Origin of the sequence: Enterobacter sp. MF024 (genome assembly GCF_005843915.1) — a bacterium.
GTDB classification, from domain to species: domain Bacteria; phylum Pseudomonadota; class Gammaproteobacteria; order Enterobacterales; family Enterobacteriaceae; genus Enterobacter; species Enterobacter barmai.
In genome coordinates this window covers 1-26,411 of record NZ_VCBB01000005.1, presented here as the reverse complement: position 1 = coordinate 26,411, position 26,411 = coordinate 1, and the positions used below count along the sequence as shown (strand labels likewise).

Sequence of the window (26,411 nt, the reverse complement as noted above, 5' to 3'; positions counted from 1 at the left end):
CGCCTCTTTAGTTTTCTAATGCCGCACGTAAGAATCCCTGATGCGCGTCAAGCCTGGCGCGCGCCGCAGCGGCATCCAGCCCGCTTAAGATCATCAGAATGGCCGGTTTAACGTCATAACCGGTCTGTTGCAGAACCTGTTCCGCCTCTTCGCGGGAGGTTCCCGTGGCTTCGACCACCATGCGGCACGCCCGGTCGATGAGCTTCACGTTAGTGGCTTTCATGTCGACCATCAGGTTCTGGTAGACCTTGCCGAACTTCACCATCGCCCCGGTGGAGATCATGTTGAGCACCAGCTTTTGCGCCGTGCCGGATTTCAGGCGGGTGGAGCCGGTTAACGCCTCCGGGCCCACCACCGGCGAGATGGCGATTGCGGCCACCTGGGCAATGGGTGAACCAGGATTGCAGGAGATGGCCACCGTGGTGCAGCCGGTCTGGTTGGCATACTCCAGCCCGCCAATCACGTACGGCGTGCGTCCGGAGGCGGCTAGCCCGACCACCAGATCCTTCGCAGTCAGGCTGAGGGCTTTGAGATCGTCCTCACCGAGCTGTTTGCTGTCCTCTGCCCCTTCCACCGCTTTCAGCAGCGCGCCCGGGCCACCGGCAATGAGGCCGATCACCAGGCCATGCGGCACGCCAAAGGTCGGCGGGCACTCGGAGGCATCCAGTACCCCCAGGCGTCCGCTGGTGCCTGCGCCCATGTAGATGATGCGCCCGCCCGCTTTCAGCGCCTCTGCGGCGGCATCCACAGCTTTCGCCACCTCGGGCAATGTCTCTTTCACTGCCTGCGCGACCAGCGTATCCTGTTGGTTAAAGCGATGAACAAGGTCAAGCGTGGAGAGTGCGTCCAGGTCCAGGGTTTGTGGGTTGCGGGATTCTGATACCAGTGAGCCGAGATTCATTTTTTGTACCTCAAGAATTTTTAATTCATAATAGTCGCATTATAATGGAATATAAAATTCATTCAGGCGAGCAGAATTCGCATTTGCTGCAGTCATCACATTTCGCCAGGAGTCCTTATGAACTGTTTAATTCGTATCCGCCAGCGATACGCGGGTTTTGCCCAGAGCGATAAAAAACTGGCGGATTTTTTACTCTCTCAGCCCGATCGCGCCCGCCACTTAAGCTCTCAGCAGCTGGCAAGCGAGGCGGGCGTGAGCCAGTCCAGCGTGGTGAAATTCGCCCAGAAGATTGGTTTTAAAGGCTTTCCCGCATTAAAACTGGCGCTCAGCGAGGCGCTGGCCAGTAATCCGAATCCGCAATCCATGCCGGTCCATAACCAGATCCGCGGCGACGATCCGATGCGTCTGGTAGGGGAAAAGCTGATCAAGGAGAACGTGGCGGCAATGCACGCCACCCTCGACGTTAACAGCGAAGAGAAACTGCTGGAGAGCGTGGCCATGCTGCGCGCGGCAAGACGGGTTATCCTTACCGGCATTGGCGCCTCCGGGCTGGTGGCGCGAAACTTTGGCTGGAAGCTGAATAAAATCGGCGTGATTGCGATAGTCGAACAGGATATGCACGCCCTGCTGGCCACCGTGCAGGCGATGGAGCCTGACGATCTTCTGCTGGCCCTCTCCTACTCCGGCGAACGCCGGGAAATCAATCTGGCCGCCGACGAAGCGCTGCGCGTGGGCGGTAAAATTCTGGCGATCACCGGCTTTACCCCCAATGCACTGCAGCAGCGGGCCACGCGTTGTCTGTATACCATTGCCGAAGAGCAGGCCACCCGCAGTGCGGCGATCTCCTCCACCAGCGCGCAGATGATGCTCACCGATCTACTGTTTATGGCGCTGGTTCAGCAGGATCTGGAGCATGCCCCGGAACGTATTCGACACAGTGAGGCGTTGGTAAAAAAACTGGTTTGAGCAGACAATGAGCGTATAATGCCCGCCCTGTTTGTGTTGTTTCTGAGAATTTCCTGATGGCGCTGTTAATCACCAAAAAATGCATCAATTGCGATATGTGCGAACCCGAATGCCCTAACCAGGCAATCTCTATGGGGGAGAGCATTTATGAGATTAACAGCGACCGCTGCACCGAGTGCATTGGCCATTATGAGACGCCAACCTGCCAGAAGGTGTGCCCGATCCCCAATACTATCCTGAAAGATCCGGCACATCCTGAATCGGAAGAGCAGCTGTGGGACAAGTTCGTGCTGATGCACCACGCCGATAAGATTTAACTTTCGATGAGCACCGTGGCGCAGGCGTAATGGCGCTCATCCGCCAGCGTCACGTGCATATACGCCACGCCCAGTTTTTCTGCCAGCTTTAACGCCTCGCCCCACAGCCGGAGGCGCGGTTTGCCCAGCTCATCGTTAAACACTTCGAACTGATTGAACGCCAGACCGTTGCGGATCCCGGTGCCGAAGGCTTTTGCCGCCGCCTCCTTCACCGCAAATCGTTTGGCAAGAAAACGCACAGGCTGCTGGTGCGTTTCCCAGATGGCCCACTCGTTATCGCTGAGCACCCGACGGGCAAGGCGATCGCCGCTGCGGGCAATCACCGCTTCAATGCGGGCGATCTCAACGATATCCGTGCCTAAGCCAAGGATAGCCATTACTTGCGGGCTTCCTGCATCAGGCGTTTCATCTCAGATACCGCCTCTTTCAGGCCGCTCATCACCGCGCGTCCGATAATCGCATGGCCGATGTTCAGCTCGTACATCTCCGGGATCGCCGCGATGGCTTTGACGTTGTGATAGGTCAGACCGTGGCCGGCATTCACCTTCAGGCCCAGACCGGCGGCATAGGTTGCCGCTTTGGCGATGCGATCGAGCTCTTTGGCCTGAGTGGTTTCATCTTCGGCATCGGCGTAGCAGCCGGTGTGGATCTCAATGTACGGCGCGCCAACGTCGGCTGCGGCTTTGATCTGCGCTTCATCGGCATCGATAAACAGCGACACGAGGATCCCGGCATCGGCCAGGCGTTTGCAGGCGTCACGCATCTTGTCCAGCTGGCCGGCCACATCCAGCCCACCTTCGGTGGTCACTTCCTGGCGCTTTTCCGGTACCAGGCAGCAGAAATGGGGTTTAGTCTCAACGGCAATCGCCAGCATCTCTTCGGTGACGGCCATCTCCAGATTCATGCGGGTGTCCAGGGTCTGACGCAGGATACGCACGTCGCGATCGGTAATATGACGACGGTCTTCGCGCAGGTGCACGGTAATACCGTCAGCCCCCGCCTGCTCGGCGATAAAGGCCGCCTGGACCGGATCGGGATACGCAGTACCGCGTGCATTGCGCAGCGTGGCAATGTGGTCAATGTTGACGCCTAACAGTAATTCAGCCATGACAATCCTCGGTTTTATTTGCTTCGTTTCCCCTCTCCCTCAGGAAGGAGGACTCAATACGTTAACGCTTCGGCATAAACTGCCGGAATAATTCGCGGCTCTTTAACGGCTTGCCACCAAGATACGGCTTGAGCGCAATTCGGGTAAAGCGTTTTGCCGCCCGCAGGGTGCTGACATCCGGAAATTCGCGTTCAGCCAGCGCCCGAAGGTCCCGCCCGGTGAAGGTATTGTTGTCGATGACCACGCTGGCGATAAAGCCCTTCTCTTCACGATAGCGGTAGGTCATGGTGTCCTCTACCGGGTCACCGCTGCCCGCACAGTGCAGAAAATCGACGCCGTATCCCAGATGCCCGAGCAACGCCAGCTCAAAGCGGCGCAGCGTCGGTTCCGGCGAGCCAGTGGTGCCCGCCAGCGCCTGAAGACAGTGCAGATAGTCGAAAAAGAGTTCAGAGAAGCGAGTCTCATGTTCAAGCACGCGCGTGATGAGCTCGTTAACATAGAGACCGCTGTACAGCGTAATACCAGAGAGGGGGAGCGCCAGAGAGACGGCTTCAGCACTGCGCAGGGTTTTGACTTCCCCACGCCCGCCAAAGCGGACCAGCAGCGGGGTGAAAGGCTGCAGAGCACCCTTCAGATTAGAACGTTTGGAACGTGCGCCTTTGGCAACAAGGCGCACGCGGCCTGACTCTTCCGTGAAGACGTCCAGCATCAGGCTGGTTTCGCTCCAGGGACGACTATGAAGGACAAAGGCACGCTGCCATCCATCCATCATACTCGTCGTCTTTCAAGTTGCAGGCGCGTTGGCTGCGCCCGCTCACCCCAGTCACTTACTGGAGTAAGCTCCCGGGGACTCGCGGCCTTGCCGCCTTCCTGCACCTCGAAAGCCATAGAGTATGAAAACTACTGGTCGTCGCCGTAACCAAGACTGCGCAGCGCGCGCTCGTCATCGGCCCAGCCAGATTTCACTTTCACCCACAGTTCCAGGTGAACCGGCGCTTCAAACATCTCCTGCATGTCCTTGCGGGCTTCAATACCGATGGTTTTGATTTTGGCGCCTTTATTGCCAATCACCATCTTCTTCTGACCTTCGCGCTCAACGAGGATCAGCCCGTTGATGTCGTATCCGCCGCGCTCGTTAGACTGGAAACGCTCGATTTCCACGGTAACGGAGTACGGCAGTTCAGCGCCGAGGAAACGCATCAGCTTTTCACGGATAATTTCAGACGCCATAAAGCGCTGAGAACGGTCGGTGACGTACTCTTCCGGGAAGTGATGGATCGCTTCCGGCAGATGCTTACGCACGATGCCCGCGATAGTGTCGACGTTCAGACCGGTCTCGGCAGACAGCGGTACGATATCGAGGAAATTCATCTGGCTGCCCAGCCACTGCAGATGCGGCAGCAGGTCGGCTTTTTCCTGCACGTTGTCAACTTTGTTGACCGCGAGGATCACCGGCGTCTTACCGTCGCGCAGCTTGTTCAGCACCATCTCGTCGTCCGCCGTCCAGCGGGTGCCTTCGACAACGAAAATCACCAGCTCAACGTCGCCGATAGAGCTGCTCGCCGCCTTGTTCATCAGGCGGTTAATGGCGCGTTTCTCTTCCATATGCAGACCCGGGGTATCGACATAAATTGCCTGATATGCCCCTTCGGTATGGATACCGACAATACGGTGACGGGTGGTCTGCGCCTTACGGGAGGTGATGGAAATCTTCTGTCCCAGCAGATTATTCAGCAGGGTTGATTTGCCGACGTTCGGACGTCCGACGATGGCAATAAACCCACAGTAACTTTTTTCTTCGCTCATTCCAGCTCCAGCATTTTTAACGCCTGTTCGGCGGCAGCCTGTTCCGCCTTACGACGGCTTGAACCTGTGCCAACCACCGGTTCACTCAGGCCACTGACCTGGCAATGGATGGTAAATTCCTGATCGTGTGCTTCGCCACGAACCTGCACCACCAGATAAGATGGCAGCGGCAGATGGCGACCCTGCAGGTACTCCTGCAAACGGGTTTTTGGATCTTTCTGTTTATCACCCGGGCTGATTTCATCCAGACGCGTCTGATACCAGTTGAGGATCAGCTGCTCGACCGTCTGGATATCGCTGTCGAGGAAAACGCCACCGATTAACGCTTCGACCGTATCCGCGAGAATAGATTCACGACGGAAGCCGCCGCTTTTCAGTTCGCCAGGCCCGAGTCGCAGGCATTCACCCAGTTCAAATTCACGGGCAATTTCGGCAAGCGTATTACCACGTACCAGCGTTGCGCGCATGCGGCTCATATCACCTTCATCCACACGCGGGAAACGATGATAAAGCGCATTGGCAATAACAAAACTTAAAATGGAGTCGCCCAGGAATTCGAGTCGCTCATTGTGTTTGCTGCTGGCACTGCGATGGGTTAATGCCTGTTGCAACAACTCCTGATGATGAAAAGTGTAGCCCAGCTTCCGTTGAAGCCGATTAATTACGATGGGGTTCATGCGATACCAATAGAATAAATGCGTCAAAAATGCAGCACACGAAACCGTCCTGAAAAAGCCAACGCGGTTTCGTGTGCCGTGGCACTGAATCAGCGCCAACCTTAAACTTCGGGGGAATATTCTATACGCAACGACAGGGGTTGTCGTTAGTCTGAAGAGATTTATCAGTTAAATAATTCACGTAGCCTCTAATTAAAGAGGCTACGTATTCATTTATCAGGTATTAATGGATACCGCCGATACGATTTAACCGTACGCCGGTTGGCCATTCGCCTTCCTGCTTCTCAAAGCTCATCCAGATTGTGGTCGCTTTACCCACCAGGTTCGCTTCCGGCACAAAGCCCCAGTAACGGCTGTCCGCGCTGTTATCGCGGTTATCACCCATCATGAAGTAATGTCCCGGCGGTACGATCCAGGTCGCCAGCTGCTGCCCCTGCTGCTGATAGTACATACCCAGCTGATCCTGAGCGATGGAGACGGTCAGGATACGGTGCGTGACATCGCCCAGGGTCTCTTTACGCTCGTTCAGACGAATACCGTTCTCTTTGGTTTCGCCTTTCGGCAGCTGGAAGAAGCCGCTGGTTGCTTCGCCGCCGTTACGACGGGCAAACGTCTGTACGAAGTCGCTTGGCTCAACGCCGGAATAGGTCACCGGTAATGCGCTGCCGCACGCGGTACCGGAACTGCAGCCAGGCTGAACCGTCACCTCTTTGGAAACCGGATTATAGGTCACCTTGTCACCCGGTACGCCAACGGTACGTTTGATGTAATCCAGACGCGGATCGTCCGGATATTTAAACACCACGATATCGCCGCGTTTCGGATGACCGGTTTCGATCAGCGTTTTCTGGTAGATCGGATCTTTGATGCCGTAAGCAAACTTCTCTACCAGAATAAAATCCCCGATCAGCAGCGTTGGCATCATCGAACCGGATGGGATCTGGAAAGGTTCATAGATAAACGAACGCACCACCAGCACAATGGCCAGCACCGGAAAGACCGAAGCGCCCGTTTCCAGCCAGCCCGGCTTAGGGCTGACTTTCTTCAGGGTTTTCGCATCCAATTGATCGCCCGTGGCCGCCTGTGCAACGGCCTGACGTTCGCGACGTTTCGGCGCAAAAATAAACTTATCCAGACACCACAACAGCCCCGTCACCAGGGTGGCAATCACCAGGATCAGGGCAAACATGTTCGCCATGCCAACTCCTTAAGGATTATTTTCCGTCTTTACCCACGTGCAGAATGGCGAGGAACGCTTCCTGCGGCAGCTCAACGTTACCGACCTGCTTCATGCGTTTCTTACCTTCTTTCTGCTTCTGGAGCAGCTTTTTCTTACGGCTCACGTCACCGCCATAGCATTTTGCCAGAACGTTTTTACGCAACTGTTTCACCGTAGAACGGGCAATGATGTGGTTACCAATGGCCGCCTGAATCGCGATGTCGAACTGCTGGCGAGGGATGAGCTCTTTCATCTTCTCGACCAGTTCACGACCGCGATACGGGGCATTGTCGTTGTGGGTGATCAGCGCCAGCGCATCAACACGCTCGCTGTTAATCAGCACGTCCACACGCACCATGTTAGAGGCCTGGAAGCGCTTGAAGTTGTAATCCAGCGACGCATAACCGCGGGAGGTAGACTTCAGACGATCGAAGAAGTCGAGCACCACTTCCGCCATCGGGATTTCATAGGTCAGAGCCACCTGGTTACCGTGGTAGACCATGTTGGTCTGCACGCCACGTTTTTCGATACACAGCGTGATGACGTTACCGAGGAACTCCTGCGGCAGCAGCATATGACACTCCGCGATTGGCTCGCGCAGCTCATGAATGTTGTTCAGCGGCGGCAGCTTGGACGGGCTGTCGACGTAGATAACCTCTTTGGAGGTGGTCTCTACTTCGTAGACTACCGTTGGGGCCGTGGTGATCAGATCCAGATCGTATTCACGCTCCAGACGCTCCTGGATGATCTCCATGTGCAGCAGGCCGAGGAAGCCGCAGCGGAAGCCGAAGCCCAGCGCCGTCGAGCTTTCTGGCTCGTAGAACAGAGATGCATCGTTCAGGCTCAGTTTGCCGAGCGCGTCACGGAAGTTCTCGTAATCATCAGAGCTTACCGGGAACAGGCCCGCATAAACCTGCGGTTTCACCTTTTTGAAGCCTGGCAGCGCTTTATCTGCCGGGTTACGGGCACCGGTCAGGGTATCGCCCACTGGCGCACCGAGGATGTCTTTGATCGCACAAACCAGCCAGCCTACCTCGCCGCATTTCAGCTCGGTACGGTCAACCTGTTTTGGCGTGAAGATACCCAGACGGTCAGCGTTATAGACCTGTCCGGTGCTCATCACTTTGATCTTGTCGCCTTTACGCATGGTGCCGTTTTTAATACGCACCAGCGAGACAACGCCGAGATAGTTATCGAACCAGGAGTCGATAATCAGCGCCTGCAGCGGAGCATCAGCGTCGCCTTCCGGTGCCGGGATGTCACGTACCAGACGTTCCAGCACATCGGTTACGCCCACGCCGGTTTTAGCCGAGCAGCGCACGGCATCGGTCGCGTCGATGCCGACGATATCTTCAATCTCTTCCGCTACGCGCTCAGGATCGGCAGCTGGCAGGTCGATTTTGTTCAGAACCGGCACCACTTCGAGATCCATTTCCATCGCGGTATAGCAGTTCGCCAGGGTCTGGGCTTCTACGCCCTGACCGGCATCAACTACCAGCAGCGCGCCTTCACAGGCCGCCAGCGAACGGGAAACTTCATAAGAGAAGTCAACGTGGCCTGGGGTATCGATAAAGTTGAGTTGGTAGGTTTCACCGTCAGACGCTTTATAGTCGAGCGTAACGCTCTGCGCTTTAATGGTAATACCGCGTTCGCGTTCCAGGTCCATGGAGTCCAGAACCTGGGCTGCCATTTCACGATCAGACAGGCCACCGCAAATCTGGATAATACGGTCAGACAGCGTCGACTTACCGTGGTCAATGTGAGCAATGATCGAAAAGTTACGTATGTTCTTCATATAGTTAAATAATTATGCCTTACGAATTCCTGGAGGCCGCTGTTCTTAGCCTGACGTTTTTCAGTGCGAAAACGCAGCATTCTACACTACATCTCCTTCACCAGGAAATGCTCTTCCAGCAAGCTTAGCGCGAAGATCCGGCGTTTTCTTTTATGAGATGTAAATAAAACAAAGCCCGGTACATCACCGGGCTTCTGAAGAGAGCGTTTCGACGCGAAGTTCATCGGGTGGCAATCCGACGCTGAGAATAACGGGCTGCCACTCTTCACGCACCGCGAGCCTTGAAGAGAAGCCGCGGGCCAGTAAGAAGCCACCTACCCCGCCCAGCGCTGCGCCACACATGGCGGCCAGATCGGTCGCAAACAGCACCTGGAACAGACCGCCCAGGGCAAACAGTCCCACCAGCGGCGAGAGATACACCAGCATGGCCGAGCCAAGCAGGCTGCCTTCGGCGATCCCTAATTCGACTTTCTGGCCTTCGACCAGCGGTTCTGCGCTGGGGACGCTGATGGTGTGTGAGGTCTGCGGCCCGAGTTTGTTCAGCACCCGACTGCCGCAACCGACGCGAGAAGCGCAGCTGTTACAGGATGCTTTAACATCACAGCTGACCAGCGCGACGCCCTTCTGCCATGAAACGACAGTTGCCCACTCTTTGATCATTGTGCAGCCCTGAATTTAATACTGTCGGCGATACGCTTAGCCGTTTGCGGCGGTAGCTCACCTACAACGGTGATCTCTGCGTTATCGCGTACCGTGGTACTGACGGTGCGACGCCCGGTGCGCAGCATCTGATCGGCGCTGACCGGGGTTGCCCGGTTGATGTTCACCGAGAAGCTGAACAATCCGTCGGAGTAAAGACGGGATTCAACGGGGGTATCAATGGTCGGCAGCTGGCGTCGGCTACTGGAAACTTCGCTGAAGCCCTGAGGGATCCAGTTTGGTGCCCAGTTAAAGTTGATGGTATCCCCCACCGGCACGGAGAGCAGCGGCGGCAGATTGGCTTTTGCCAGATTCTGCATGCTGTTCCCGACCTGATCATCAATGGTGAAGGAGATCACCCGGAACTGCTCCAAGGTCTCGCCATCGCGATCCAGCAGATCGACCCGCATTGGCAATTTGGTCTCTGCATCCATCCAGACGATATAGCTGTAACGCGTTCCGTCTCTTGCGACCACACGCAGAACCTCGCAGAGCCGGTCGGCGATACGGGTACGTCCTACGGAAATAAAGTCGTAGTAAGGAGACAGACGCTTGAAGTCGGTATAGATAAGCGAAGGCAGCGAATCAACGATGTAATCGCCGTTCAGCGTAAAGGGCTCAAGACCCGGCTCAAAATAGCTGATTTCATTGCCTCGCTGCACGACTTCGCGGCGCGGACCATCCATCTGCAAAAGCTGGGCAAGCGGCTGTTTATCAAGACGGGCATGGCGATAGCGTAACGACTCTACACCTTGCTTATTGATACTGATAAAAGACAGCTCGTAGTTGAGTGACTGGCTGGCCTGGTTCATTTGCTGCAACAACGCCCCGGACGATACATCAGCCGAGGCGTTGACAGTGAACAACAGGCTACCCGCCATCAGAGACATGGCGCACCAAAGTTGCTTCATTACTGCGATTGCGTTCCTAAAGTTTGGTTTCCTGGCACTTGCACAGCAGCCTGCTGCGTTTGCGCCTGTTCAAACTGAAGCTGCTCGGAATGCAGGCGACGCTGCAATTCATAGTCCTGCAACATCGCATTAATGCGACGGCGCTGCTCCTGTACCTGCTGCTGCTGACCGGCACCTGCCGATGCATCAGAAGGAATGCCCAGGCTTACCGGGCTGGCTTTGCCCATCATCGGCAGTGTGTTGAACACTGGCGCTTCTGGTTGCTGGCTCACTTCAGATTGAGTGTTATAGTGCTGGACACCAACAATAACTGCAAGCGATACGCAAGCAGCCACTCCCATTTGAGTCAGTTGACTCGCCCAGGGACGCACTTTGTTCCAGAACGGCATCTTCTGCCACAGGTGCGGTGCAGGTTGGGCTTCAGGGATCAGCGGAGTGGCCTGAGAAACAGGTTCGTTCTCAATGGCAGCCATTACGCGAGCTGAGATATCAAAATGGAGGACATCGCTGGTATCGCCGCGCAGGGTATCGCGAATGAGATGATAACTCTCCCAGGTTTTTTGCATCTCAGGAGAGCGAGAGAGCTCATTGAGCATCTCACTGTCCAGCGTTTCACCATCCATCAAAGCGGAAAGTTGTTCTTTCTGCATGCCTAATACCTTTTCCAGTATCCCGCTATCGTCAACGCCTGATAAGCGGTTGAACTTTATTATCAATAGCTTCACGCGCACGAAATATCCGTGAGCGAACCGTACCGACCGGGCAATCCATGATAGCGGCTATCTCTTCATAGCTCAGGCCATCTAACTCCCGCAACGTAATTGCCATGCGTAAATCTTCCGGGAGCGACTCGATGGTGCGAAAAACTATTTGTCTCAGTTCTTCTGACAACATTAAGTTCTCAGGGTTCGAAATTTCTTTCAACGCACCGCCGCTTTCAAAATTCTCTGCGTCGATGGCGTCTACATCGCTTGAAGGCGGACGGCGGCCCTGAGCGACGAGGTAGTTCTTCGCCGTATTGACGGCAATACGGTACAGCCAGGTATAAAAAGCACTATCTCCCCGGAAAGATTCCAGCGCGCGATAGGCCTTAATGAAAGACTCTTGCACCACATCAGGAACATCTCCTGACGGTACATAGCGGGACACCAGACTCGCCACCTTATGCTGGTAGCGCACCACCAGTAGGTTAAAGGCTTTCTGATCTCCCTTCTGGACCCGTTCAACCAGAATCTGGTCCGTTAACTGCTCGCTCATCCGAGGTAATGTCTCCCCAAACCTAAAATCCACGCGTTATCGAAACGCCACTCCAAACACTGCACTGTGAGCAAGCAGTTGCTTTGAGGGTCTTTTTTTCAAATAGTTCCGTCACGCCTTTGTTTTTGTTAATCACGTCGCAGACCGTTCATTTTCTATCATTATAAGTCTGATAACGATACGCACCCAGTTTCTGATAAGAAATGGTATTTTCCCGCTTGCAGGGTAACGCAAGACGGGCTTTATTTCACCACAAAATCTGAAGCTAACGATCTGCTTCGCAAAATATTTTCGCACTTTTTATCGCGCATCTCTTCCCGACCGCTGTTTAGCCATTGCAACCAACCTTAAAAAAATACGTGCGATTCATCGCATTCAGGTGCTATGCTGACCAAACACTGTTTAGTAAATTAAACAAACATCATGAACGCAATTTCCGAACTCTCCTGTGACGTACTGATTATCGGCAGCGGCGCCGCCGGCCTTTCACTGGCGCTGCGACTCGCCCCACACCAGAAAGTGATTGTCCTCAGCAAAGGGCCTGTCAGCGAAGGCTCTACCTTCTATGCCCAGGGCGGAATTGCCGCGGTGTTTGATGAAACTGACAGCATTGACTCCCATGTGGAAGATACCCTGATTGCTGGCGGCGGTATTGTGGACAGACACGCGGCAGAGTTTGTCGCCAGCAATGCCCGACACTGCGTGCAGTGGCTCATCGATCAGGGCGTGCTGTTTGATACCCACGTGCAGCCGAACGGGGAAGAGAGTTATCACCTGACGCGTGAGGGCGGGCACAGCCACCGCCGGATCCTGCATGCTGCCGATGCCACCGGTAAGGAAGTCGAAACAACGCTCGTCAGCCAGGCGTTAAACCATCCAAACATCCAGGTACTGGAACGCAGCAATGCGGTGGATTTAATCATCTCCGATAAGATCGGCCTGCCGGGCACACGGCGTGTCGTGGGTGCCTGGGTCTGGAACCGTAATAAAGAGAAGGTAGAAACCTGCCGGGCAAAATCGGTCGTACTGGCGACCGGCGGTGCCTCTAAGGTGTATCAGTACACCACGAACCCGGATATTTCGTCAGGCGACGGCATTGCCATGGCCTGGCGCGCGGGCTGTCGGGTTGCCAATCTGGAATTCAACCAGTTCCATCCCACTGCTCTCTTCCATCCGCAGGCACGCAACTTTTTACTGACCGAAGCGTTACGCGGTGAAGGCGCACACTTAAAACGCCCGGACGGCACGCGCTTTATGCTGGACTTCGACGAGCGCGGCGAGCTGGCTCCGCGCGATGTCGTGGCCCGCGCCATCGACCATGAGATGAAGCGCCTCGGCGTGGACTGCATGTATCTGGATATCAGCCACAAGCCCGCAGATTTTGTGCGTCAGCACTTCCCGACCATCTATGAAAAACTGCTGGGACTCGGCATCGACATTACCAAAGAGCCAATGCCTGTGGTGCCTGCGGCGCACTATACCTGCGGCGGCGTGATGGTTGACGATCATGGCCGGACCGATGTCGACGGGCTATATGCTATCGGCGAAGTCAGTTACACCGGCCTGCATGGCGCAAACCGTATGGCCTCAAACTCCCTTCTGGAGTGCCTTGTGTACGGCTGGTCGGCGGCGGAAGATATCGCAAAACGTATGCCTTACGCCCGCCAGGCGGAAAACCTGCCTGACTGGGATGAAAGCCGCGTGGAAAATCCGGATGAACTGGTGGTGATCCAGCACAACTGGCACGAGCTGCGACTCTTTATGTGGGATTACGTCGGGATTGTGCGCACGACTAAACGTCTGGAACGCGCCCTGCGCCGCATTACCATGCTCCAGCAGGAAATTGACGAGTATTACGCGCACTTCCGCGTATCCAATAATTTGCTGGAATTACGTAACCTGGTGCAGGTGGCGGAGCTGATTGTGCGCTGCGCAATGATGCGTAAAGAGAGCCGCGGGTTGCATTATACGCTCGATTACCCGGAGCAACTTGAACACTCCGGGCCGTCCGTGCTCTCACCGCTGGCTCACATAAATAAATAGAAGGGGTGGGTCAGCGCCGTGTAGTCATCGGAATAACGCTGATCCGGCCCGCGGATCACCAGCCTGTCGCTGAAGCACTCCCCCTCTTTCGGCGACAGCGCCAGCAGTACCCGGTGCGGCAGCCTGCCGTCGGTCTCCGCGATATCGGTGCGCAGGCGTAAAAACCAGCCCATCTCCAGCGCACTGGCAATAAATGCGCTGCCCGCACTCTCCGGTAACACCACGCAGAAAAATCCCTCTTCGGAGATCAACCCGGCGGCACAGGCTAACAGCGCGCTATGATCGAGCGAACCGGTATACCGCGCCTGCTCTCGCTCGGGAGTGGCGCACCCGACGCCAGGTTCATAATAAGGAGGATTGCTGACAATTAAGTCATAGCGGGCCGTTTGCTCTGGCGCCCAGGTTAGAACATCCGCACAATGAAGTGATACGCGCGAAGCCCAGGGGGATTCCGCCACGTTTTCGGCTGCCTGCTCAGCGGCCTGCGGATCCAGCTCCACCGCATCAAGGGTGACCGCCTGCTCGGTGCGCTGCGCCAGCATCAGGGCCAGCAGTCCGCTGCCGCTGCCAATATCAAGGATACGTTTAACGCCTGCTACCGGTGCCCATGCCCCCAGTAAGATGCCATCAGTGCCGACTTTCATTGCACAACGATCGTGGGCGACAAAAAACTGCTTAAAAGTAAAACCATCGCGGCGCAGCTGCGCTTTGAGTTGAGACATGTCAGAGCAACCTTCAAAATGAAACGGGTGTAGCATAGGTGAAAGCGCAACGACGGAAAAGGGATATCCACACAAACAGATGAAGATTGCAGCCGTAACGTCTATAATCAGCGCCCCACACAGAGGTAGAACATGACTGTAACGACATTTTCCGAACTTGAACTCGACGAAAGCCTTCTGGACGCGCTCCAGGAAAAAGGCTTTACACGCCCGACCGCTATTCAGGAAGCGGCTATTCCGCCTGCACTGGAGGGCCGTGACGTGCTCGGTTCAGCGCCAACCGGCACGGGTAAAACGGCAGCCTATTTGCTGCCTGCGTTGCAGCATCTGCTGGATTTTCCGCGTAAGAAATCAGGTCCGCCGCGTATTCTGATCCTCACCCCGACCCGTGAACTGGCGATGCAGGTTGCCGATCACGCGCGTGAGCTGGCGAAGAACACCCACCTGGATATCGCAACCATTACCGGCGGCGTGGCCTATATGAACCACGCCGAAGTGTTCAGTGAGAACCAGGATATCGTCGTCGCGACGACCGGGCGTCTGCTGCAATACATTAAAGAAGAGAACTTCGACTGCCGTGCGGTCGAAACGCTGATCCTTGACGAAGCCGATCGTATGCTGGATATGGGCTTTGCGCAGGATATTGAGCACATCGCCGGTGAAACCCGCTGGCGCAAGCAGACCATGCTCTTCTCCGCGACGCTGGAAGGCGATGCGATTAAAGATTTTGCCGAGCGTCTGCTGGAAGATCCGGTTGAGGTGTCTGCTACTCCGTCCACGCGCGAACGCAAAAAGATCCATCAGTGGTACTACCGTGCCGATGACATTGAGCATAAAACAGCGCTGCTGATCCACCTGCTGAAACAGCCGGAAGCCACGCGTTCTATCGTCTTTGTACGCAAGCGTGAGCGTGTGCACGAGCTGGCGACCTGGCTGCGTGAAGCGGGTATCAATAACTGCTATCTCGAAGGTGAGATGGTGCAGATTAAGCGTAACGAAGCCATCAAACGTCTGACCGATGGCCGCGTGAACGTGCTGGTGGCGACCGACGTCGCGGCGCGCGGTATCGATATCCCCGATGTCAGCCACGTCTTCAACTTCGATCTGCCGCGCACTGCGGACACCTATCTGCACCGTATCGGCCGTACAGGTCGTGCCGGTCGTAAAGGTACCGCCATTTCGCTGGTCGAGGCGCATGACCACCTGCTGCTGCAGAAAATTGGTCGCTACGTTGACGAGCCGCTGAAAGCCCGCGTGATCGACGAACTGCGTCCGAGCACCCGTGCGCCAAGCGAAAAAATGACGGGTAAACCGTCCAAGAAAGTGCTCGCGAAACGCGCCGAGAAAAAGGCGAAAGAAAAAGAGAAACCGCGCGTGAAGCAGCGCCACCGTGATACCAAAAACGTGGGCAAGCGTCGTAAGCCTGCTGGCAGCGCGCCAGCCACACAGAAAGAAGAGTAAAGAAAAGCCGGGTTAAAACCCGGCTTTTTTATTTTTACGCTGGCAAGGATTACAGGCTGGCGGTAAAGGTACGGGCAATAACGTCACGCTGCTGTTCGGCAGTCAGTGAGTTGAAACGTACTGCATAGCCTGAAACACGGATGGTCAGCTGCGGATATTTTTCCGGATGCTTAACGGCATCTTCCAGCGTTTCACGACGCAGCACGTTAACGTTCAGATGCTGACCGCCTTCAACGCGGACTTCCGGTTTGATTTCCATCGGGATTTCGCGATATTCGATTTCGCCCAGGGCGTTAACCTGAACCACTTCGTCTTCAGCAAAGCCTGCTTTTGCGCATACGCAGCGCGCTTCGCCTTTTTCGCTGTCCAGCAGCCAGAAAGAGTTCAGCAGGTCGTCGTTTGCAGCTTTAGTAATCTGGATACCAGTAATCATGTGATGCCTCCCTTAGACTACAATATTGGGTGTGCCCTGTTCGTCAGGGCAATTGGTAAAACCATTGTTGCTTGAGTGTATATATATCAGCCAAGCCCCCGCCATTCCTTGATATAAATCAACAAAAACCACACCAGCATAAGGGTGATAGATGGAGATTATTGTTTTATATCAATTTTCACCCAAGCCTGATTTAAAATAATTTTGTAAATTTTAAATATTTTTCAGCATGATAGCGTTTTCTCCGCCGTCAATTTTGCGCCCCCGGCATAAGCAGTTAAGCTAGGGGGAGAGAAAATTCGCAGGAGAGCGAGATGACAACATCTTTAACCTGGCACGATGTGCTGGCCGATGAAAAAAAACAGCCTTACTTCGTTAATACCCTGAACACGGTTGCCGCCGAACGTCAGGACGGCATCACCATCTATCCGCCTCAGAAAGATGTGTTTAACGCCTTTCGTTTTACCGAGCTCGCCGATGTCAAAGTGGTGATCCTGGGGCAGGACCCCTATCACGGGCCGGGTCAGGCACACGGTCTGGCGTTTTCTGTGCGACCGGGCGTTGGCATTCCCCCTTCCCTGCTGAACATGTATAAAGAACTCGAAGCCTCCATCCCCGGCTTTACCCGACCAGCTCACGGTTATCTGGAAAGCTGGGCGCGTCAGGGTGTGCTGCTGCTTAACACCGTATTGACGGTTCGCGCCGGGCAGGCCCATTCCCATGCCAGCCTCGGTTGGGAGACGTTTACCGATAAAGTCATTAGCCTGATTAACCAGCATTGTGAAGGCGTGGTGTTTTTACTCTGGGGATCGCACGCACAGAAGAAGGGGGCGATTATTGATACTCAGCGCCACCACGTGCTGAAAGCGCCGCACCCGTCACCGCTGTCAGCGCATCGCGGCTTTTTTGGCTGCAATCATTTTGTGCTGGCGAATGAGTGGCTGGAAAAACAGGGCGAAAAGCCGATTGACTGGATGCCGGAATTACCGGCTGAAAGCGAATAATAAGTTGTTGTAGGCCGGGAAGGCGAAGCCGCCACCCGGCGCATTGCCCGGCGGCGCTACGCTTGCCGGGCCTACGAATAAAGCGAAATTACGCTTTGTTCTGACGCCACCACTCCGCCAGCAGAACGCCGGTCGCAACGGATACGTTGAGGCTCTCAACATTGCCGGTGCCATCGATAGAAACGCTCAGATCGGCGCTGGAGAGTGCCGCGTCAGTCAGACCATCACGCTCCTGACCCAGTACCAGCACCATCTTACGCGGCAGCGTCGCTTTAAACAGCGGCGTAGTGCCTTTGTGGCTGGAGGTGGTCACAATGGCGTAACCCGCTTTACGGAACTGCTCAATCGCTTCCAGAACGCTGTCGCCGGTAATCGGTTGAACGTGCTCCGCGCCACCCTCCGCAGTACGAATTGCCGCGCCGGATTCCAGCAGAGCAGCATCCTGCAACAGAACGCCTTTGACGCCGAAATGGGCGCAGCTGCGCATCATGGCACCGAGGTTATGCGGGTTGCCTACGTCTTCCAGGGCCAGCACGCAGTCATCTTCGCCCGCCTGGCTGACCCACTGCTTAACGGTGGTGCCGTTACGTTTCTTGATCAGGAAGCAGACACCGCCGTGGTGCTCGGTACCGGACGCTTTGGTGATCTCTGCGTCATCTACCACGTGGTAGGCTTTGCGGTTGGCCGCCATCCAGCGCAGCGCTTCCTTGAAACGCGGCGTCACGCTCTGGATAAACCAGGCGCGCACGATGCAATCAGGACGGCTCTGGAACAGGGCCTGACAGGCGTTTTCGCCATAGACGCGAGTCTCTTCCGCACGCTGACGGCGGATCACTTCCGGATCGATAACCGGTTTATCGGCCATGCTGCCGTAATCGACAGGCGCCTTAGACTCATCGCCCGGCGCGCGGGAAACGGTGCGCCACGGTGAGGCGTCACGGTTAAAGTCGTCGCGTTTGAAATCATCACGCTTGCGGTCGTCACGTTTACGATCGTCGCGTTTGCGGTCATCACCGCGGCTGTTTCTCTCATCGCGGGCGGGGCGACGGCCACCGTCTGCACGAGATGGCCCTGGACGCCCGCCACCCTTTCCGGTACGCGGATTTTCGGTGCGTTTATCAGAGTCATCATCACTGCGGACATACATCACTTTGACCTTGCCGCTTTTGTTTTTCAGTTCGTCGTTCATGCTTTTCTCCACCAGCGCTGCGCGAAGCGCGCAGATTACCCGATGTCCCCGCGCATAGCCATTACTTCGTATAAAAGCCTGTGACTATTGTTCTCATTGAATAAAACGCATTGTCGTTTCAAACAGGGTCGTTGATAATATGTAACATCTTAGAAACATAACCGGCATCCTGCCGCTTTGTCCCCCTGCTCTACCTGAGGTTAGTTATGAATACCGTATGTGCCAACTGCCAGGCTCTTAACCGCATTCCGGATGATCGAATTGATGATGGAGCAAAATGCGGACGCTGCGGTCATGAATTGTTCGATGGTGACGTGATTAATGCTACCGGCGAAACTATGGATAAACTGCTGAAGGATGATCTGCCGGTTGTTGTCGACTTCTGGGCACCCTGGTGCGGCCCGTGCCGTAACTTTGCGCCCATTTTTGAAGATGTTGCTGAAGAGCGTAGCGGTAAAATGCGTTTCGTGAAAGTGAACACCGAAGCCGAACGCGAGCTAAGCGCCCGCTTCCGCATTCGCAGTATTCCGACCATCATGATTTTCAAAAATGGTGAAGTCGTCGATATGTTGAATGGCGCCGTTCCAAAAGCCCCGTTTGACAGCTGGCTGAACGAATCCCTCTGATATTCCGGGGCACGTAACTTGTGCCCCGCTCTCGCCTCTGCGAGAATGGCGTTTTTTCTGCGCTCTCTCCCATGACTGATAACGCCGTACTGCAATTGCGCGCCGAACGCCTGGCGCGTGCGACCCGCCCTTTTCTTGCCCGTGGTAACCGCATTCGTCGCTGTCAGCGCTGCCTGTTGCCGCTTAAGCAGTGCCTGTGCGCGACCCTGACTCCCAGCCATGCCGATAGCCGTTTCTGCCTGGTGATGTTCGATACCGAGCCGATGAAACCCAGCAATACCGGACGTCTCATCGCCGATATCTTACCCAATACCGCCGCCTTCCAGTGGTCACGCACCGAGCCGCCTCAGGCGTTGCTCGATCTGGTTGCCAGCCCCGATTACCAACCGATGGTGGTGTTCCCGGCCTCTTACGCCGGAGAGACGCGCCAGGTGATTACTAAGCCCTCCTCCGGCAAACCGCCGCTGTTCATCATGCTGGACGGCACCTGGACCGAGGCGCGCAAAATGTTTCGCAAGAGCCCATATCTCGACGCCCTGCCGGTGATCTCCGTCGATTTGTCACGCGTCTCGGCTTATCGACTGCGTGAAGCCCATGCCGAAGGCCAGTACTGCACTGCCGAAGTGGCTATTGCCCTGCTGGATCTGGCGGGAGATGTTCAGGCGGCGAGCGCGCTGGGCGATCACTTCTCGCGTTTTCGCGAACGCTATCTGGCGGGAAAAACCATTCATAAGGGAAGCATCACAGCGGCCGAGCCGGAAAGCGTTTAAAATCATCAGGTCACTCGCCCTTTCAGGAGATCTGTATGAGCCAGCGCGGGCTAGAAGCCTTACTCCGCCCTAAATCCATCGCCGTAATTGGCGCGTCGATGAAACCCGAGCGCGCCGGTTATCTGATGATGCGTAACCTGCTCGCTGGCGGCTTTAATGGCCCGATACTGCCGGTAACTCCCGCGTATAAAGCGGTACTGGGGGTGCTTGCCTGGCCGGACGTGGACAGCCTGCCCTTCATCCCCGATCTTGCGGTGCTCTGTACCCATGCCAGACGCAATATTGCGATGCTCGAAGCGCTGGGGAAAAAGGGCTGTAAAACCTGCATTATTCTCTCTTCGCCCCCAGAGCAGCAGGCGGAGCTGTTGGCCTGCGCTACGCGATATCAGATGCGGCTTCTGGGGCCAAACAGTCTGGGCCTGCTGGCACCGTGGCAGGGGCTGAATGCCAGCTTCTCTCCCGTTCCAATACGTAAAGGCAAACTGGCCTTCATTTCCCAGTCGGCTGCGGTCTCTAATACCATCCTCGACTGGGCGCAGCAGCGCGAGATGGGCTTTTCTTACTTCATCGCGCTGGGCGATGGCCTGGATATTGACGTGGATGAGCTGCTGGATTTCCTGGCGCGGGACACCAAAACCAGCGCTATCCTGCTCTATCTTGAACATCTCAGCGACGCGCGGCGCTTTGTCTCCGCGGCCCGCAGCGCATCACGCAACAAACCGATTCTGGTGATCAAAAGCGGACGCAGCCCTGCCGCCCAGCGTCTGTTGCACTCCCACTCCGGGATGGATCCGGCATGGGATGCCGCTATCCAGCGCGCCGGCCTGCTTCGCGTTCAGGATACCCACGAACTCTTTTCTGCGGTCGAAACGCTCAGCCATATGCGTCCGCTTCGGGGTGAACGGCTGATGATCATCAGCAACGGTGCCGCACCGGCAGCGCTGGCGCTGGACGAACTCTGGCTGCGTAACGGAAAGCTGGCCACGCTCAGCGAAGAGACCCTGCAGCGCCTGCGTGAGGCGTTGCCGCCCGGCGTGGAACCCGGTAATCCGCTCGACTTACGCGACGATGCCAGCAGCGAGCGCTATCTCAGCGCCCTGAATATTCTGCTGGATAGCCAGGATTTTGATGCCCTGATGGTCATTCACTCTCCTAGCGCCGTGGCACCGGGTAGCGAAAGCGCCCGTGCGCTGATTGATATCGTGAAAAAGAATCCGCGTGGAAAATACGTTTCGCTTCTGACCAACTGGTGCGGCGAATTCTCGTCCCAGGAGGCGCGACGTCTTTTCAGCGAGGCGGGACTGCCCACCTACCGTACCCCGGAAGGCACCATCACCGCGTTTATGCATATGGTGGAATACCGGCGTAATCAGAAACAGCTCCGGGAGACGCCAGCCCTGCCGGGGAATCTGACGGCCGACACGGGTCATGCCCATGACCTGTTACAACGTGCCATTGATGATGGCGCGCGTTCGCTGGATACCCATGAAGTACAGCCGATCCTCACCGCCTATGGCCTGCATACCCTGCCTACCTGGATTGCCAGCGACAGTGCGGAAGCGGTGCATATTGCCGAGCAAATCGGTTATCCGGTTGCCCTGAAACTGCGTTCACCTGATATCCCGCACAAGTCCGAAGTCCAGGGGGTGATGTTGTATCTGCGTACCGCGGCGGAAGTTCAGCAGGCGGCGGACGCCATCATCGATCGCGTCAAAATGACCTGGCCTCAGGCGCGGATCCACGGCCTGCTGGTGCAAAGCATGGCCAACCGTGCGGGCGCGCAGGAGTTGCGGGTAGTCGTGGAGCACGATCCGGTTTTCGGGCCGCTGATCATGCTGGGCGAAGGGGGCGTGGAGTGGCGTCCTGAAGAGCAGGCGGTTGTTGCCCTGCCGCCGCTGAACATGAACCTGGCGCGCTATCTGGTGATCCAGGCCATCAAGAGTAAAAAGATCCGCGGGCGCAGCGCCTTACGACCACTGGATATCGCCGCCCTGAGCCAGTTTCTGGTGCAGGTATCGAACCTGATTGTCGATAGCCCGGAGATCCAGCGTCTGGACATTCACCCTTTACTGGTATCAGGCAGCGAACTGACGGCGCTGGATGTCACAATGGATGTAGCGGCCTATACCGGCGATCGCGAAAGCCGGCTTGCTATCCGACCTTATCCGCATCAGCTGGAAGAGTGGGTAGAGATGAAAAATGGCGAGCTGTCGCTGTTCCGCCCTATTCTCCCGGAAGATGAACCGCAGCTTCAGCGCTTTATCGCTCAGGTCACCAAAGAAGATTTGTACTACCGCTACTTTAGCGAAATCAATGAATTTACCCATGAAGATTTAGCCAATATGACGCAGATCGACTACGATCGGGAAATGGCTTTTGTTGCCGTCCGGCGCACTGATGAGGGCGATGAGATCCTCGGCGTTACACGTGCCATCTCCGATCCGGATAACGTTGATGCGGAATTTGCGGTGCTTGTCCGCTCCGATCTGAAAGGTCTCGGGCTGGGAAGACGGTTACTCGAAAAGCTGATTGGCTATACGCGCGATCACGGACTCATCCGCCTCAACGGCATTACTATGCCTAACAACCGCGGCATGATCGCCCTGGCGCGAAAACTGGGCTTTGCGGTTGATATTCAGCTTGAAGATGGGATCGTCGGGTTGACCCTGCAGCTGATGCCAGCAGGTAAACAAGAGTAAGGTACTGGAAATGTTGACCACTTTAAACGGCACTGGTGGTATGATTGCCCGCTTCTGTTGTCTGCATAGTACATATAATCCTTCAATGAACAGAGAAGAAACGCACTGTGATGTTGTCAAAATTTAAGCGTAATAAACATCAACAACACCTTGCTCAACTACCGAAGATTTCTCAGTCAGTTGATGATGTAGAGTTCTTTTATGCTCCCGCCGATTTTCGGGAGACGCTACTGGAAAAAATTGCCAGCGCAACGCATCGTATTTGCATTATTGCTCTATACCTTGAACAGGATGAGGGCGGCAGCGCGATTTTACGCGCCGTTTACGAGGCCAAACGTCAGCGTCCTGAACTGGATGTCCGCATTCTTGTCGACTGGCATCGCGCCCAGCGCGGTCGTATTGGCGCGGCTGCGTCCAACACCAATGCCGACTGGTACTGTCGCATGGCGCAGGAAAACCCGGGCGTAGACGTGCCGGTGTATGGCGTACCGGTTAACACCCGCGAAGCCCTTGGCGTCCTCCACTTCAAAGGCTTTATCATCGATGACAGCGTGCTGTATAGCGGCGCGAGCCTGAACGATGTCTACCTGCATCAGCTGGATAAATACCGCTACGATCGTTATCACCTGGTGCGCAATGCCCGCATGGCTGACGTCATGTTTGAGTGGGTGGATCAGAATCTGGTACACGGCCGCGGCGTAAATCGTCTTGACGATCCGAACCGACCAAAAAGCCCGGAGATCAAAAACGACATCCGTCTTTTCCGTCAGGAACTGCGCGATGCCATGTTCCATTTCCAGGGTGATGCGGATAATGAACAGCTTGCGGTGACCCCGCTGGTGGGCCTGGGCAAATCCAGCCTGCTGAATAAAACCATCTTCCATCTTATGCCATGCACCGAGCATAAGCTGACCATCTGCACACCTTACTTCAACCTGCCAGCCGTGCTGGTGAGAAATATCATTCAGCTGTTACGCGACGGTAAGAAAGTGGAAATTATTGTTGGCGACAAAACCGCGAACGATTTCTTCATCCCGGAAGATCAGCCGTTTAAGATCATCGGCGCCCTGCCTTATCTGTATGAGATCAACCTCCGCCGCTTCCTGAGCCGCCTGCAGTATTATGTGAATACCGATCAGCTGGTTGTGCGTCTGTGGAAAGATGAAGACAACAGCTATCACCTGAAAGGGATGTGGGTTGACGATGAGTGGATGCTGCTGACCGGTAACAACCTCAATCCACGTGCCTGGCGCCTGGATCTCGAAAATGCCATTTTGATCCACGATCCACGCCAGGAGCTGGCCGCTTCGCGCGAGCGTGAGCTGGAACTGATCCGGACCCACACTACGGTGGTTAACCATTATCGCGATCTGCAAAGTATCGCTGACTATCCGGTGAAAGTACGTAAGCTTATTCGCCGTTTACGTCGTATTCGAATCGACCGGTTGATTAGCCGCATCCTGTAATTTTCAGCCCTGTCATTGACGGGGCTTTTTTATGGAGGTCGTTGTGCGTTATTTCCTGTTAACAGGCTGTCTGGTTCTGTGCGGATGCAGCCATATGGCTCAGGATAGCTGGTCTGGTCAGGACAAGGCGCAACACTTTTTAGCCTCGGCGATGCTATCGGCTGCGGGAAATGAATATGCCCAACGTCAGGGGTATAGCCGCGACCGGAGCGCTGTCTACGGCCTGATGTTTTCGGTTAGTCTGGGAGCATCAAAAGAGCTCTGGGACAGCCGCCCGGAGGGAAGCGGCTGGAGCTGGAAAGATTTTGCGTGGGACATAGCCGGTGCGTCGACCGGCTATGCCGTCTGGCAACTGGCCGAGCACTAAAGACGAACACCTTTGCCTTTTCGGTGCAGCATCAAAGAGACAATAAAGGCCAGCGCTCCCATTAGCGTGACGTACCAGAAAAAGATCGTCTCACTCCCCATCGATTTTAATGACAGGGCGACATATTCCGCCGAGCCGCCAAAGAGCGCGTTAGCCACCGCATACGACAACCCAACCCCCAGGGCACGCACCTGAGCCGGGAACATCTCAGCCTTAAGAATACCGCTGATAGAGGTGTAAAAACTGGCAATAATCAACGCGCCCATAACCAGTGCAAAAGCGGCATAAGGAGATGAAACATGCTGGAGAGCGGTCAGAATGGGCACGGTGCATAACGCCGACAAGCCGCCGAAAATCAGCATTGAGCTACGACGGCCAATCTTATCCGACAGCGCGCCGATAATGGGCTGAATGAGCATAAAGACAAAAAGCGCTACCGTCATAACCATACTCGCCACGTTCGCATGCATACCTGTGGTGTTGACCAGATACTTCTGCATATAGGTGGTGAAGGTATAGAAGGTGAGCGAGCCGCCAGCCGTAAAGCCGAGCACCATCAAAAAGGCCTTTCGGTTACGCCATAGGCCTTTAAATGAGCCCGCCTCTTTTAACGTCCTCACCTCTTTTCGCGACGTTTCTTCCAGCTGACGGCGTAACCACAGTGCCACAACAGCAAGCACGGCGCCGAGCGCGAAGGGAATACGCCATCCCCAGGCACGGAGATCTTCATCACTCAATACCTGTTGCAGGATCACCACGGCAAGGATAGCCAACAACTGGCCACCTATCAGCGTCACGTACTGGAAGGAGGCATAAAAACCTTTACGCCCTTCCACTGCGACTTCACTCATATATGTCGCGCTTGTACCATATTCTCCCCCGACGGAGAGCCCCTGGAACAAACGCGCCAACAGCAGTAATGCGGGTGCCCATGTGCCGATAGTTTCATAGCCGGGCAGACAGGCGATCACCAGTGAGCCAAAACACATCATGCAGACGGAGATCAGCATGGAGGTTTTTCGCCCTTTTCGATCGGCAATTCGGCCAAACAGCCAGCCGCCAATCGGACGCATCAGAAAGCCTGCCGCGAAAACCCCTGCGGTTTGCAGCAATTGGGTAGTGGTGTTGCCTGATGGGAAGAAGATATGGGCAAAATAGAGCGAGCAAAACGAGTAAACGTAAAAATCGAACCACTCAACCAGATTGCCTGAAGAGGCGCCGACGATTGCCCAAATCCTGCGGCGAGTATCGCCGTCTGCACTTTTATTACTATCCGTATCTGTACTTGCTACGGTTTCTGTCATTTTAAATCCCCTGTCTTACATTGCGGGCCATTGCACCCATTCCAGTAAAACCAGATTTAAAATTTAACGTTAGGTAAAAAAAATGTTTCTATTATGTTTCATTTGATTTTGTGAGACGCATCATAAAACGGGCAATACCGGAGGCCATAACATCATCCCCACTTTTTTTGATGCGCTTGTTTTCTCTGTAAATAATCTTCATCAGCACGAATTTTATCCCACCATCCTTTGAACACTTTTGCCGCTTCGGCTTTAACAGGATCGTGATCTAAGGGACGAACATTGCGTTCATCATCGTACTTTTTTCCGCCTTTATGGTTGGCGTAGCGTCTGGCGCGGGTATACCCCATCTGGATAAATTTTCTGGCCATATCCATACCAACGAAATCGTCTTGCTGGCGGTACTGCTCAAAAAGCGCGTAAATTTCCTGCGCAGATTTTGTCGCAACCTCAGCATTTTTGTATCGCCAGTGGGGCAGGATTTCACTTTTGTAAGGTTCAACCAGCAGAACGCCCTGCTCTCCCCGCCCTACCTGGTAGAGCTCAGGGTGGTCACGAAAGTTTGTACTGGCGAAATCTTGTTGGTAGTTAAATGGTGGGTTCGGCAAAATAACCTCGCTGACGGTGCGTATCTTATTATTTTAGCCAGAGATTGTTGAGTTTGCCTGCGC

Annotated in this window: 28 protein-coding genes; 10 read left to right on the top strand and 18 right to left on the bottom strand. The window is 55.2% G+C overall.

From position 1 onward, the window contains the following. Nucleotides 1–7: 7 nt before the first annotated feature. A complete protein-coding gene (gene murQ / locus FFB58_RS09605) occupies nucleotides 8–901 on the bottom strand; it encodes an N-acetylmuramic acid 6-phosphate etherase (RefSeq protein WP_138369739.1) in 894 nt (297 codons plus the stop codon). Between the two features lie 117 nt (nucleotides 902–1,018). Here murQ and FFB58_RS09600 point away from each other — a divergent pair, with 117 nt between their 5' ends. Further along, nucleotides 1,019–1,867 carry a MurR/RpiR family transcriptional regulator gene (locus FFB58_RS09600; protein WP_039029756.1) on the top strand — a complete coding sequence of 283 codons (849 nt, stop codon included), beginning with the start codon at nucleotides 1,019–1,021 and terminating at the stop codon, nucleotides 1,865–1,867. A 56-nt stretch (nucleotides 1,868–1,923) separates the two neighbouring features. Continuing rightward, nucleotides 1,924–2,184: a YfhL family 4Fe-4S dicluster ferredoxin gene (locus FFB58_RS09595; protein ID WP_039029757.1), complete on the top strand. Its 261-nt coding sequence runs from the start codon at nucleotides 1,924–1,926 to the stop codon at nucleotides 2,182–2,184. Here FFB58_RS09595 and acpS read toward each other — a convergent pair. The 12 genes from acpS to rseD all read right to left on the bottom strand — a co-directional run bounded on the left by acpS (nucleotide 2,181) and on the right by rseD (nucleotide 11,721). Next, nucleotides 2,181–2,561, bottom strand: a complete 381-nt coding sequence (acpS, locus tag FFB58_RS09590) for a holo-ACP synthase (protein ID WP_138369738.1) — start codon at nucleotides 2,559–2,561, stop codon at nucleotides 2,181–2,183. The genes FFB58_RS09595 and acpS overlap by 4 nt on opposite strands. Then, nucleotides 2,561–3,292: a pyridoxine 5'-phosphate synthase gene (pdxJ, locus tag FFB58_RS09585; protein WP_039029759.1), complete on the bottom strand. Its 732-nt coding sequence runs from the start codon at nucleotides 3,290–3,292 to the stop codon at nucleotides 2,561–2,563. Before pdxJ ends, acpS begins: the two co-directional genes overlap by 1 nt. Before the next feature lie 61 nt (nucleotides 3,293–3,353). Then, nucleotides 3,354–4,061, bottom strand: a complete 708-nt coding sequence (recO, locus tag FFB58_RS09580; RefSeq protein ID WP_138369998.1) for a DNA repair protein RecO — start codon at nucleotides 4,059–4,061, stop codon at nucleotides 3,354–3,356. A 131-nt stretch (nucleotides 4,062–4,192) separates the two neighbouring features. After that, a complete protein-coding gene (gene era / locus FFB58_RS09575) occupies nucleotides 4,193–5,098 on the bottom strand; it encodes a GTPase Era (protein WP_138369737.1) in 906 nt (301 codons plus the stop codon). Further along, entirely contained in the window at nucleotides 5,095–5,775 is a 681-nt protein-coding gene (gene rnc / locus FFB58_RS09570) for a ribonuclease III (RefSeq protein ID WP_039029762.1), read from the bottom strand. The genes era and rnc overlap by 4 nt, the downstream gene beginning before the upstream one ends. 223 nt (nucleotides 5,776–5,998) lie before the next feature. Further along, nucleotides 5,999–6,973 carry a signal peptidase I gene (gene lepB, locus FFB58_RS09565; RefSeq protein WP_138369736.1) on the bottom strand — a complete coding sequence of 325 codons (975 nt, stop codon included), beginning with the start codon at nucleotides 6,971–6,973 and terminating at the stop codon, nucleotides 5,999–6,001. 16 nt (nucleotides 6,974–6,989) lie between these two features. After that, nucleotides 6,990–8,789: a translation elongation factor 4 gene (gene lepA / locus FFB58_RS09560; RefSeq protein WP_039029764.1), complete on the bottom strand. Its 1,800-nt coding sequence runs from the start codon at nucleotides 8,787–8,789 to the stop codon at nucleotides 6,990–6,992. Between the two features lie 183 nt (nucleotides 8,790–8,972). Next, nucleotides 8,973–9,449 (bottom strand): SoxR-reducing system protein RseC, encoded by a 477-nt coding sequence (gene rseC / locus FFB58_RS09555; protein ID WP_138369735.1) that lies wholly within the window; start codon nucleotides 9,447–9,449, stop codon nucleotides 8,973–8,975. Next, a complete protein-coding gene (rseB, locus tag FFB58_RS09550) occupies nucleotides 9,446–10,399 on the bottom strand; it encodes a sigma-E factor regulatory protein RseB (protein WP_138369734.1) in 954 nt (317 codons plus the stop codon). The genes rseC and rseB overlap by 4 nt, the downstream gene beginning before the upstream one ends. After that, complete coding sequence (gene rseA, locus FFB58_RS09545) at nucleotides 10,399–11,049, bottom strand: anti-sigma-E factor RseA (RefSeq protein WP_039029767.1); 651 nt, start codon at nucleotides 11,047–11,049, stop codon at nucleotides 10,399–10,401. Before rseA ends, rseB begins: the two co-directional genes overlap by 1 nt. A gap of 31 nt (nucleotides 11,050–11,080) precedes the next feature. Continuing rightward, complete coding sequence (gene rpoE, locus FFB58_RS09540) at nucleotides 11,081–11,656, bottom strand: RNA polymerase sigma factor RpoE (RefSeq protein ID WP_032613187.1); 576 nt, start codon at nucleotides 11,654–11,656, stop codon at nucleotides 11,081–11,083. After that, complete coding sequence (gene rseD, locus FFB58_RS23065) at nucleotides 11,653–11,721, bottom strand: rpoE leader peptide RseD (RefSeq protein WP_231313890.1); 69 nt, start codon at nucleotides 11,719–11,721, stop codon at nucleotides 11,653–11,655. Before rseD ends, rpoE begins: the two co-directional genes overlap by 4 nt. A 358-nt stretch (nucleotides 11,722–12,079) precedes the next feature. Here rseD and nadB point away from each other — a divergent pair, with 358 nt between their 5' ends. Further along, nucleotides 12,080–13,699 carry an L-aspartate oxidase gene (nadB, locus tag FFB58_RS09525; RefSeq protein WP_039029768.1) on the top strand — a complete coding sequence of 540 codons (1,620 nt, stop codon included), beginning with the start codon at nucleotides 12,080–12,082 and terminating at the stop codon, nucleotides 13,697–13,699. Here the strand turns inward: nadB and FFB58_RS09520 are convergent. Continuing rightward, nucleotides 13,684–14,421 (bottom strand): tRNA1(Val) (adenine(37)-N6)-methyltransferase, encoded by a 738-nt coding sequence (locus FFB58_RS09520; RefSeq protein ID WP_039029769.1) that lies wholly within the window; start codon nucleotides 14,419–14,421, stop codon nucleotides 13,684–13,686. The genes nadB and FFB58_RS09520 overlap by 16 nt on opposite strands. 132 nt (nucleotides 14,422–14,553) lie before the next feature. Between FFB58_RS09520 and srmB the strand changes: the two genes are divergently transcribed. Next, nucleotides 14,554–15,882 (top strand): ATP-dependent RNA helicase SrmB, encoded by a 1,329-nt coding sequence (gene srmB / locus FFB58_RS09515; RefSeq protein ID WP_039029770.1) that lies wholly within the window; start codon nucleotides 14,554–14,556, stop codon nucleotides 15,880–15,882. 49 nt (nucleotides 15,883–15,931) lie between these two features. Here the strand turns inward: srmB and grcA are convergent, their stop codons facing one another. Beyond that, nucleotides 15,932–16,315: an autonomous glycyl radical cofactor GrcA gene (gene grcA / locus FFB58_RS09510; protein WP_039029771.1), complete on the bottom strand. Its 384-nt coding sequence runs from the start codon at nucleotides 16,313–16,315 to the stop codon at nucleotides 15,932–15,934. A 314-nt stretch (nucleotides 16,316–16,629) separates the two neighbouring features. Between grcA and ung the strand changes: the two genes are divergently transcribed. Beyond that, nucleotides 16,630–17,319 (top strand): uracil-DNA glycosylase, encoded by a 690-nt coding sequence (gene ung, locus FFB58_RS09505; protein WP_138369732.1) that lies wholly within the window; start codon nucleotides 16,630–16,632, stop codon nucleotides 17,317–17,319. An 88-nt stretch (nucleotides 17,320–17,407) separates the two neighbouring features. Here the strand turns inward: ung and FFB58_RS09500 are convergent, their stop codons facing one another. Next, a complete protein-coding gene (locus FFB58_RS09500; protein WP_138369731.1) occupies nucleotides 17,408–18,508 on the bottom strand; it encodes a tRNA/rRNA methyltransferase in 1,101 nt (366 codons plus the stop codon). A 206-nt stretch (nucleotides 18,509–18,714) separates the two neighbouring features. Here FFB58_RS09500 and trxC point away from each other — a divergent pair, with 206 nt between their 5' ends. From trxC to FFB58_RS09475, 5 genes are all read left to right on the top strand, one after another. Then, entirely contained in the window at nucleotides 18,715–19,134 is a 420-nt protein-coding gene (gene trxC, locus FFB58_RS09495; RefSeq protein ID WP_039029774.1) for a thioredoxin TrxC, read from the top strand. Between the two features lie 71 nt (nucleotides 19,135–19,205). After that, entirely contained in the window at nucleotides 19,206–19,904 is a 699-nt protein-coding gene (gene tapT / locus FFB58_RS09490) for a tRNA-uridine aminocarboxypropyltransferase (RefSeq protein WP_138369730.1), read from the top strand. A gap of 35 nt (nucleotides 19,905–19,939) precedes the next feature. Then, a complete protein-coding gene (gene pat / locus FFB58_RS09485) occupies nucleotides 19,940–22,603 on the top strand; it encodes a protein lysine acetyltransferase (protein ID WP_138369729.1) in 2,664 nt (887 codons plus the stop codon). A gap of 110 nt (nucleotides 22,604–22,713) precedes the next feature. After that, nucleotides 22,714–24,069, top strand: coding sequence for a CDP-diacylglycerol--serine O-phosphatidyltransferase (gene pssA / locus FFB58_RS09480; protein WP_138369728.1), 1,356 nt, complete (start codon nucleotides 22,714–22,716; stop codon nucleotides 24,067–24,069). Nucleotides 24,070–24,100: 31 nt separating this feature from the next. Beyond that, entirely contained in the window at nucleotides 24,101–24,436 is a 336-nt protein-coding gene (locus tag FFB58_RS09475) for a YfiM family lipoprotein (RefSeq protein WP_171029952.1), read from the top strand. On the opposite strand, the gene FFB58_RS09470 is transcribed toward FFB58_RS09475, so the two are convergent. Beyond that, nucleotides 24,433–25,740: an MFS transporter gene (locus FFB58_RS09470; protein WP_039029778.1), complete on the bottom strand. Its 1,308-nt coding sequence runs from the start codon at nucleotides 25,738–25,740 to the stop codon at nucleotides 24,433–24,435. The two genes, FFB58_RS09475 and FFB58_RS09470, sit on opposite strands and share 4 nt — an antisense overlap. A 152-nt stretch (nucleotides 25,741–25,892) precedes the next feature. Continuing rightward, nucleotides 25,893–26,348 (bottom strand): DUF4385 domain-containing protein, encoded by a 456-nt coding sequence (locus FFB58_RS09465; protein WP_039029779.1) that lies wholly within the window; start codon nucleotides 26,346–26,348, stop codon nucleotides 25,893–25,895. Nucleotides 26,349–26,411 lie beyond the last annotated feature (63 nt).

What these genes read in the sequence shown, in the direction of transcription:
- ung (WP_138369732.1), top strand. Translation starts at nt 16,630, where the DNA reads ATGACAACATCTTTAACCTGGCACGATGTGCTGGCCGATGAAAAAAAA.
- FFB58_RS09520 (WP_039029769.1), bottom strand. Translation starts at nt 14,421, where the DNA reads ATGTCTCAACTCAAAGCGCAGCTGCGCCGCGATGGTTTTACTTTTAAG.
- era (WP_138369737.1), bottom strand. Translation starts at nt 5,098, where the DNA reads ATGAGCGAAGAAAAAAGTTACTGTGGGTTTATTGCCATCGTCGGACGT.
- rpoE (WP_032613187.1), bottom strand. Translation starts at nt 11,656, where the DNA reads ATGAGCGAGCAGTTAACGGACCAGATTCTGGTTGAACGGGTCCAGAAG.
- recO (WP_138369998.1), bottom strand. Translation starts at nt 4,061, where the DNA reads ATGGATGGATGGCAGCGTGCCTTTGTCCTTCATAGTCGTCCCTGGAGC.
- lepA (WP_039029764.1), bottom strand. Translation starts at nt 8,789, where the DNA reads ATGAAGAACATACGTAACTTTTCGATCATTGCTCACATTGACCACGGT.
- FFB58_RS09500 (WP_138369731.1), bottom strand. Translation starts at nt 18,508, where the DNA reads ATGAACGACGAACTGAAAAACAAAAGCGGCAAGGTCAAAGTGATGTAT.
- nadB (WP_039029768.1), top strand. Translation starts at nt 12,080, where the DNA reads ATGAACGCAATTTCCGAACTCTCCTGTGACGTACTGATTATCGGCAGC.
- murQ (WP_138369739.1), bottom strand. Translation starts at nt 901, where the DNA reads ATGAATCTCGGCTCACTGGTATCAGAATCCCGCAACCCACAAACCCTG.
- grcA (WP_039029771.1), bottom strand. Translation starts at nt 16,315, where the DNA reads ATGATTACTGGTATCCAGATTACTAAAGCTGCAAACGACGACCTGCTG.
- rseC (WP_138369735.1), bottom strand. Translation starts at nt 9,449, where the DNA reads ATGATCAAAGAGTGGGCAACTGTCGTTTCATGGCAGAAGGGCGTCGCG.
- pssA (WP_138369728.1), top strand. Translation starts at nt 22,714, where the DNA reads ATGTTGTCAAAATTTAAGCGTAATAAACATCAACAACACCTTGCTCAA.
- rseB (WP_138369734.1), bottom strand. Translation starts at nt 10,399, where the DNA reads ATGAAGCAACTTTGGTGCGCCATGTCTCTGATGGCGGGTAGCCTGTTG.
- srmB (WP_039029770.1), top strand. Translation starts at nt 14,554, where the DNA reads ATGACTGTAACGACATTTTCCGAACTTGAACTCGACGAAAGCCTTCTG.
- FFB58_RS09470 (WP_039029778.1), bottom strand. Translation starts at nt 25,740, where the DNA reads ATGACAGAAACCGTAGCAAGTACAGATACGGATAGTAATAAAAGTGCA.
- tapT (WP_138369730.1), top strand. Translation starts at nt 19,206, where the DNA reads ATGACTGATAACGCCGTACTGCAATTGCGCGCCGAACGCCTGGCGCGT.
- rnc (WP_039029762.1), bottom strand. Translation starts at nt 5,775, where the DNA reads ATGAACCCCATCGTAATTAATCGGCTTCAACGGAAGCTGGGCTACACT.
- pat (WP_138369729.1), top strand. Translation starts at nt 19,940, where the DNA reads ATGAGCCAGCGCGGGCTAGAAGCCTTACTCCGCCCTAAATCCATCGCC.
- lepB (WP_138369736.1), bottom strand. Translation starts at nt 6,973, where the DNA reads ATGGCGAACATGTTTGCCCTGATCCTGGTGATTGCCACCCTGGTGACG.
- FFB58_RS09600 (WP_039029756.1), top strand. Translation starts at nt 1,019, where the DNA reads ATGAACTGTTTAATTCGTATCCGCCAGCGATACGCGGGTTTTGCCCAG.
- FFB58_RS09595 (WP_039029757.1), top strand. Translation starts at nt 1,924, where the DNA reads ATGGCGCTGTTAATCACCAAAAAATGCATCAATTGCGATATGTGCGAA.
- FFB58_RS09475 (WP_171029952.1), top strand. Translation starts at nt 24,101, where the DNA reads ATGGAGGTCGTTGTGCGTTATTTCCTGTTAACAGGCTGTCTGGTTCTG.
- pdxJ (WP_039029759.1), bottom strand. Translation starts at nt 3,292, where the DNA reads ATGGCTGAATTACTGTTAGGCGTCAACATTGACCACATTGCCACGCTG.
- trxC (WP_039029774.1), top strand. Translation starts at nt 18,715, where the DNA reads ATGAATACCGTATGTGCCAACTGCCAGGCTCTTAACCGCATTCCGGAT.
- acpS (WP_138369738.1), bottom strand. Translation starts at nt 2,561, where the DNA reads ATGGCTATCCTTGGCTTAGGCACGGATATCGTTGAGATCGCCCGCATT.
- rseA (WP_039029767.1), bottom strand. Translation starts at nt 11,049, where the DNA reads ATGCAGAAAGAACAACTTTCCGCTTTGATGGATGGTGAAACGCTGGAC.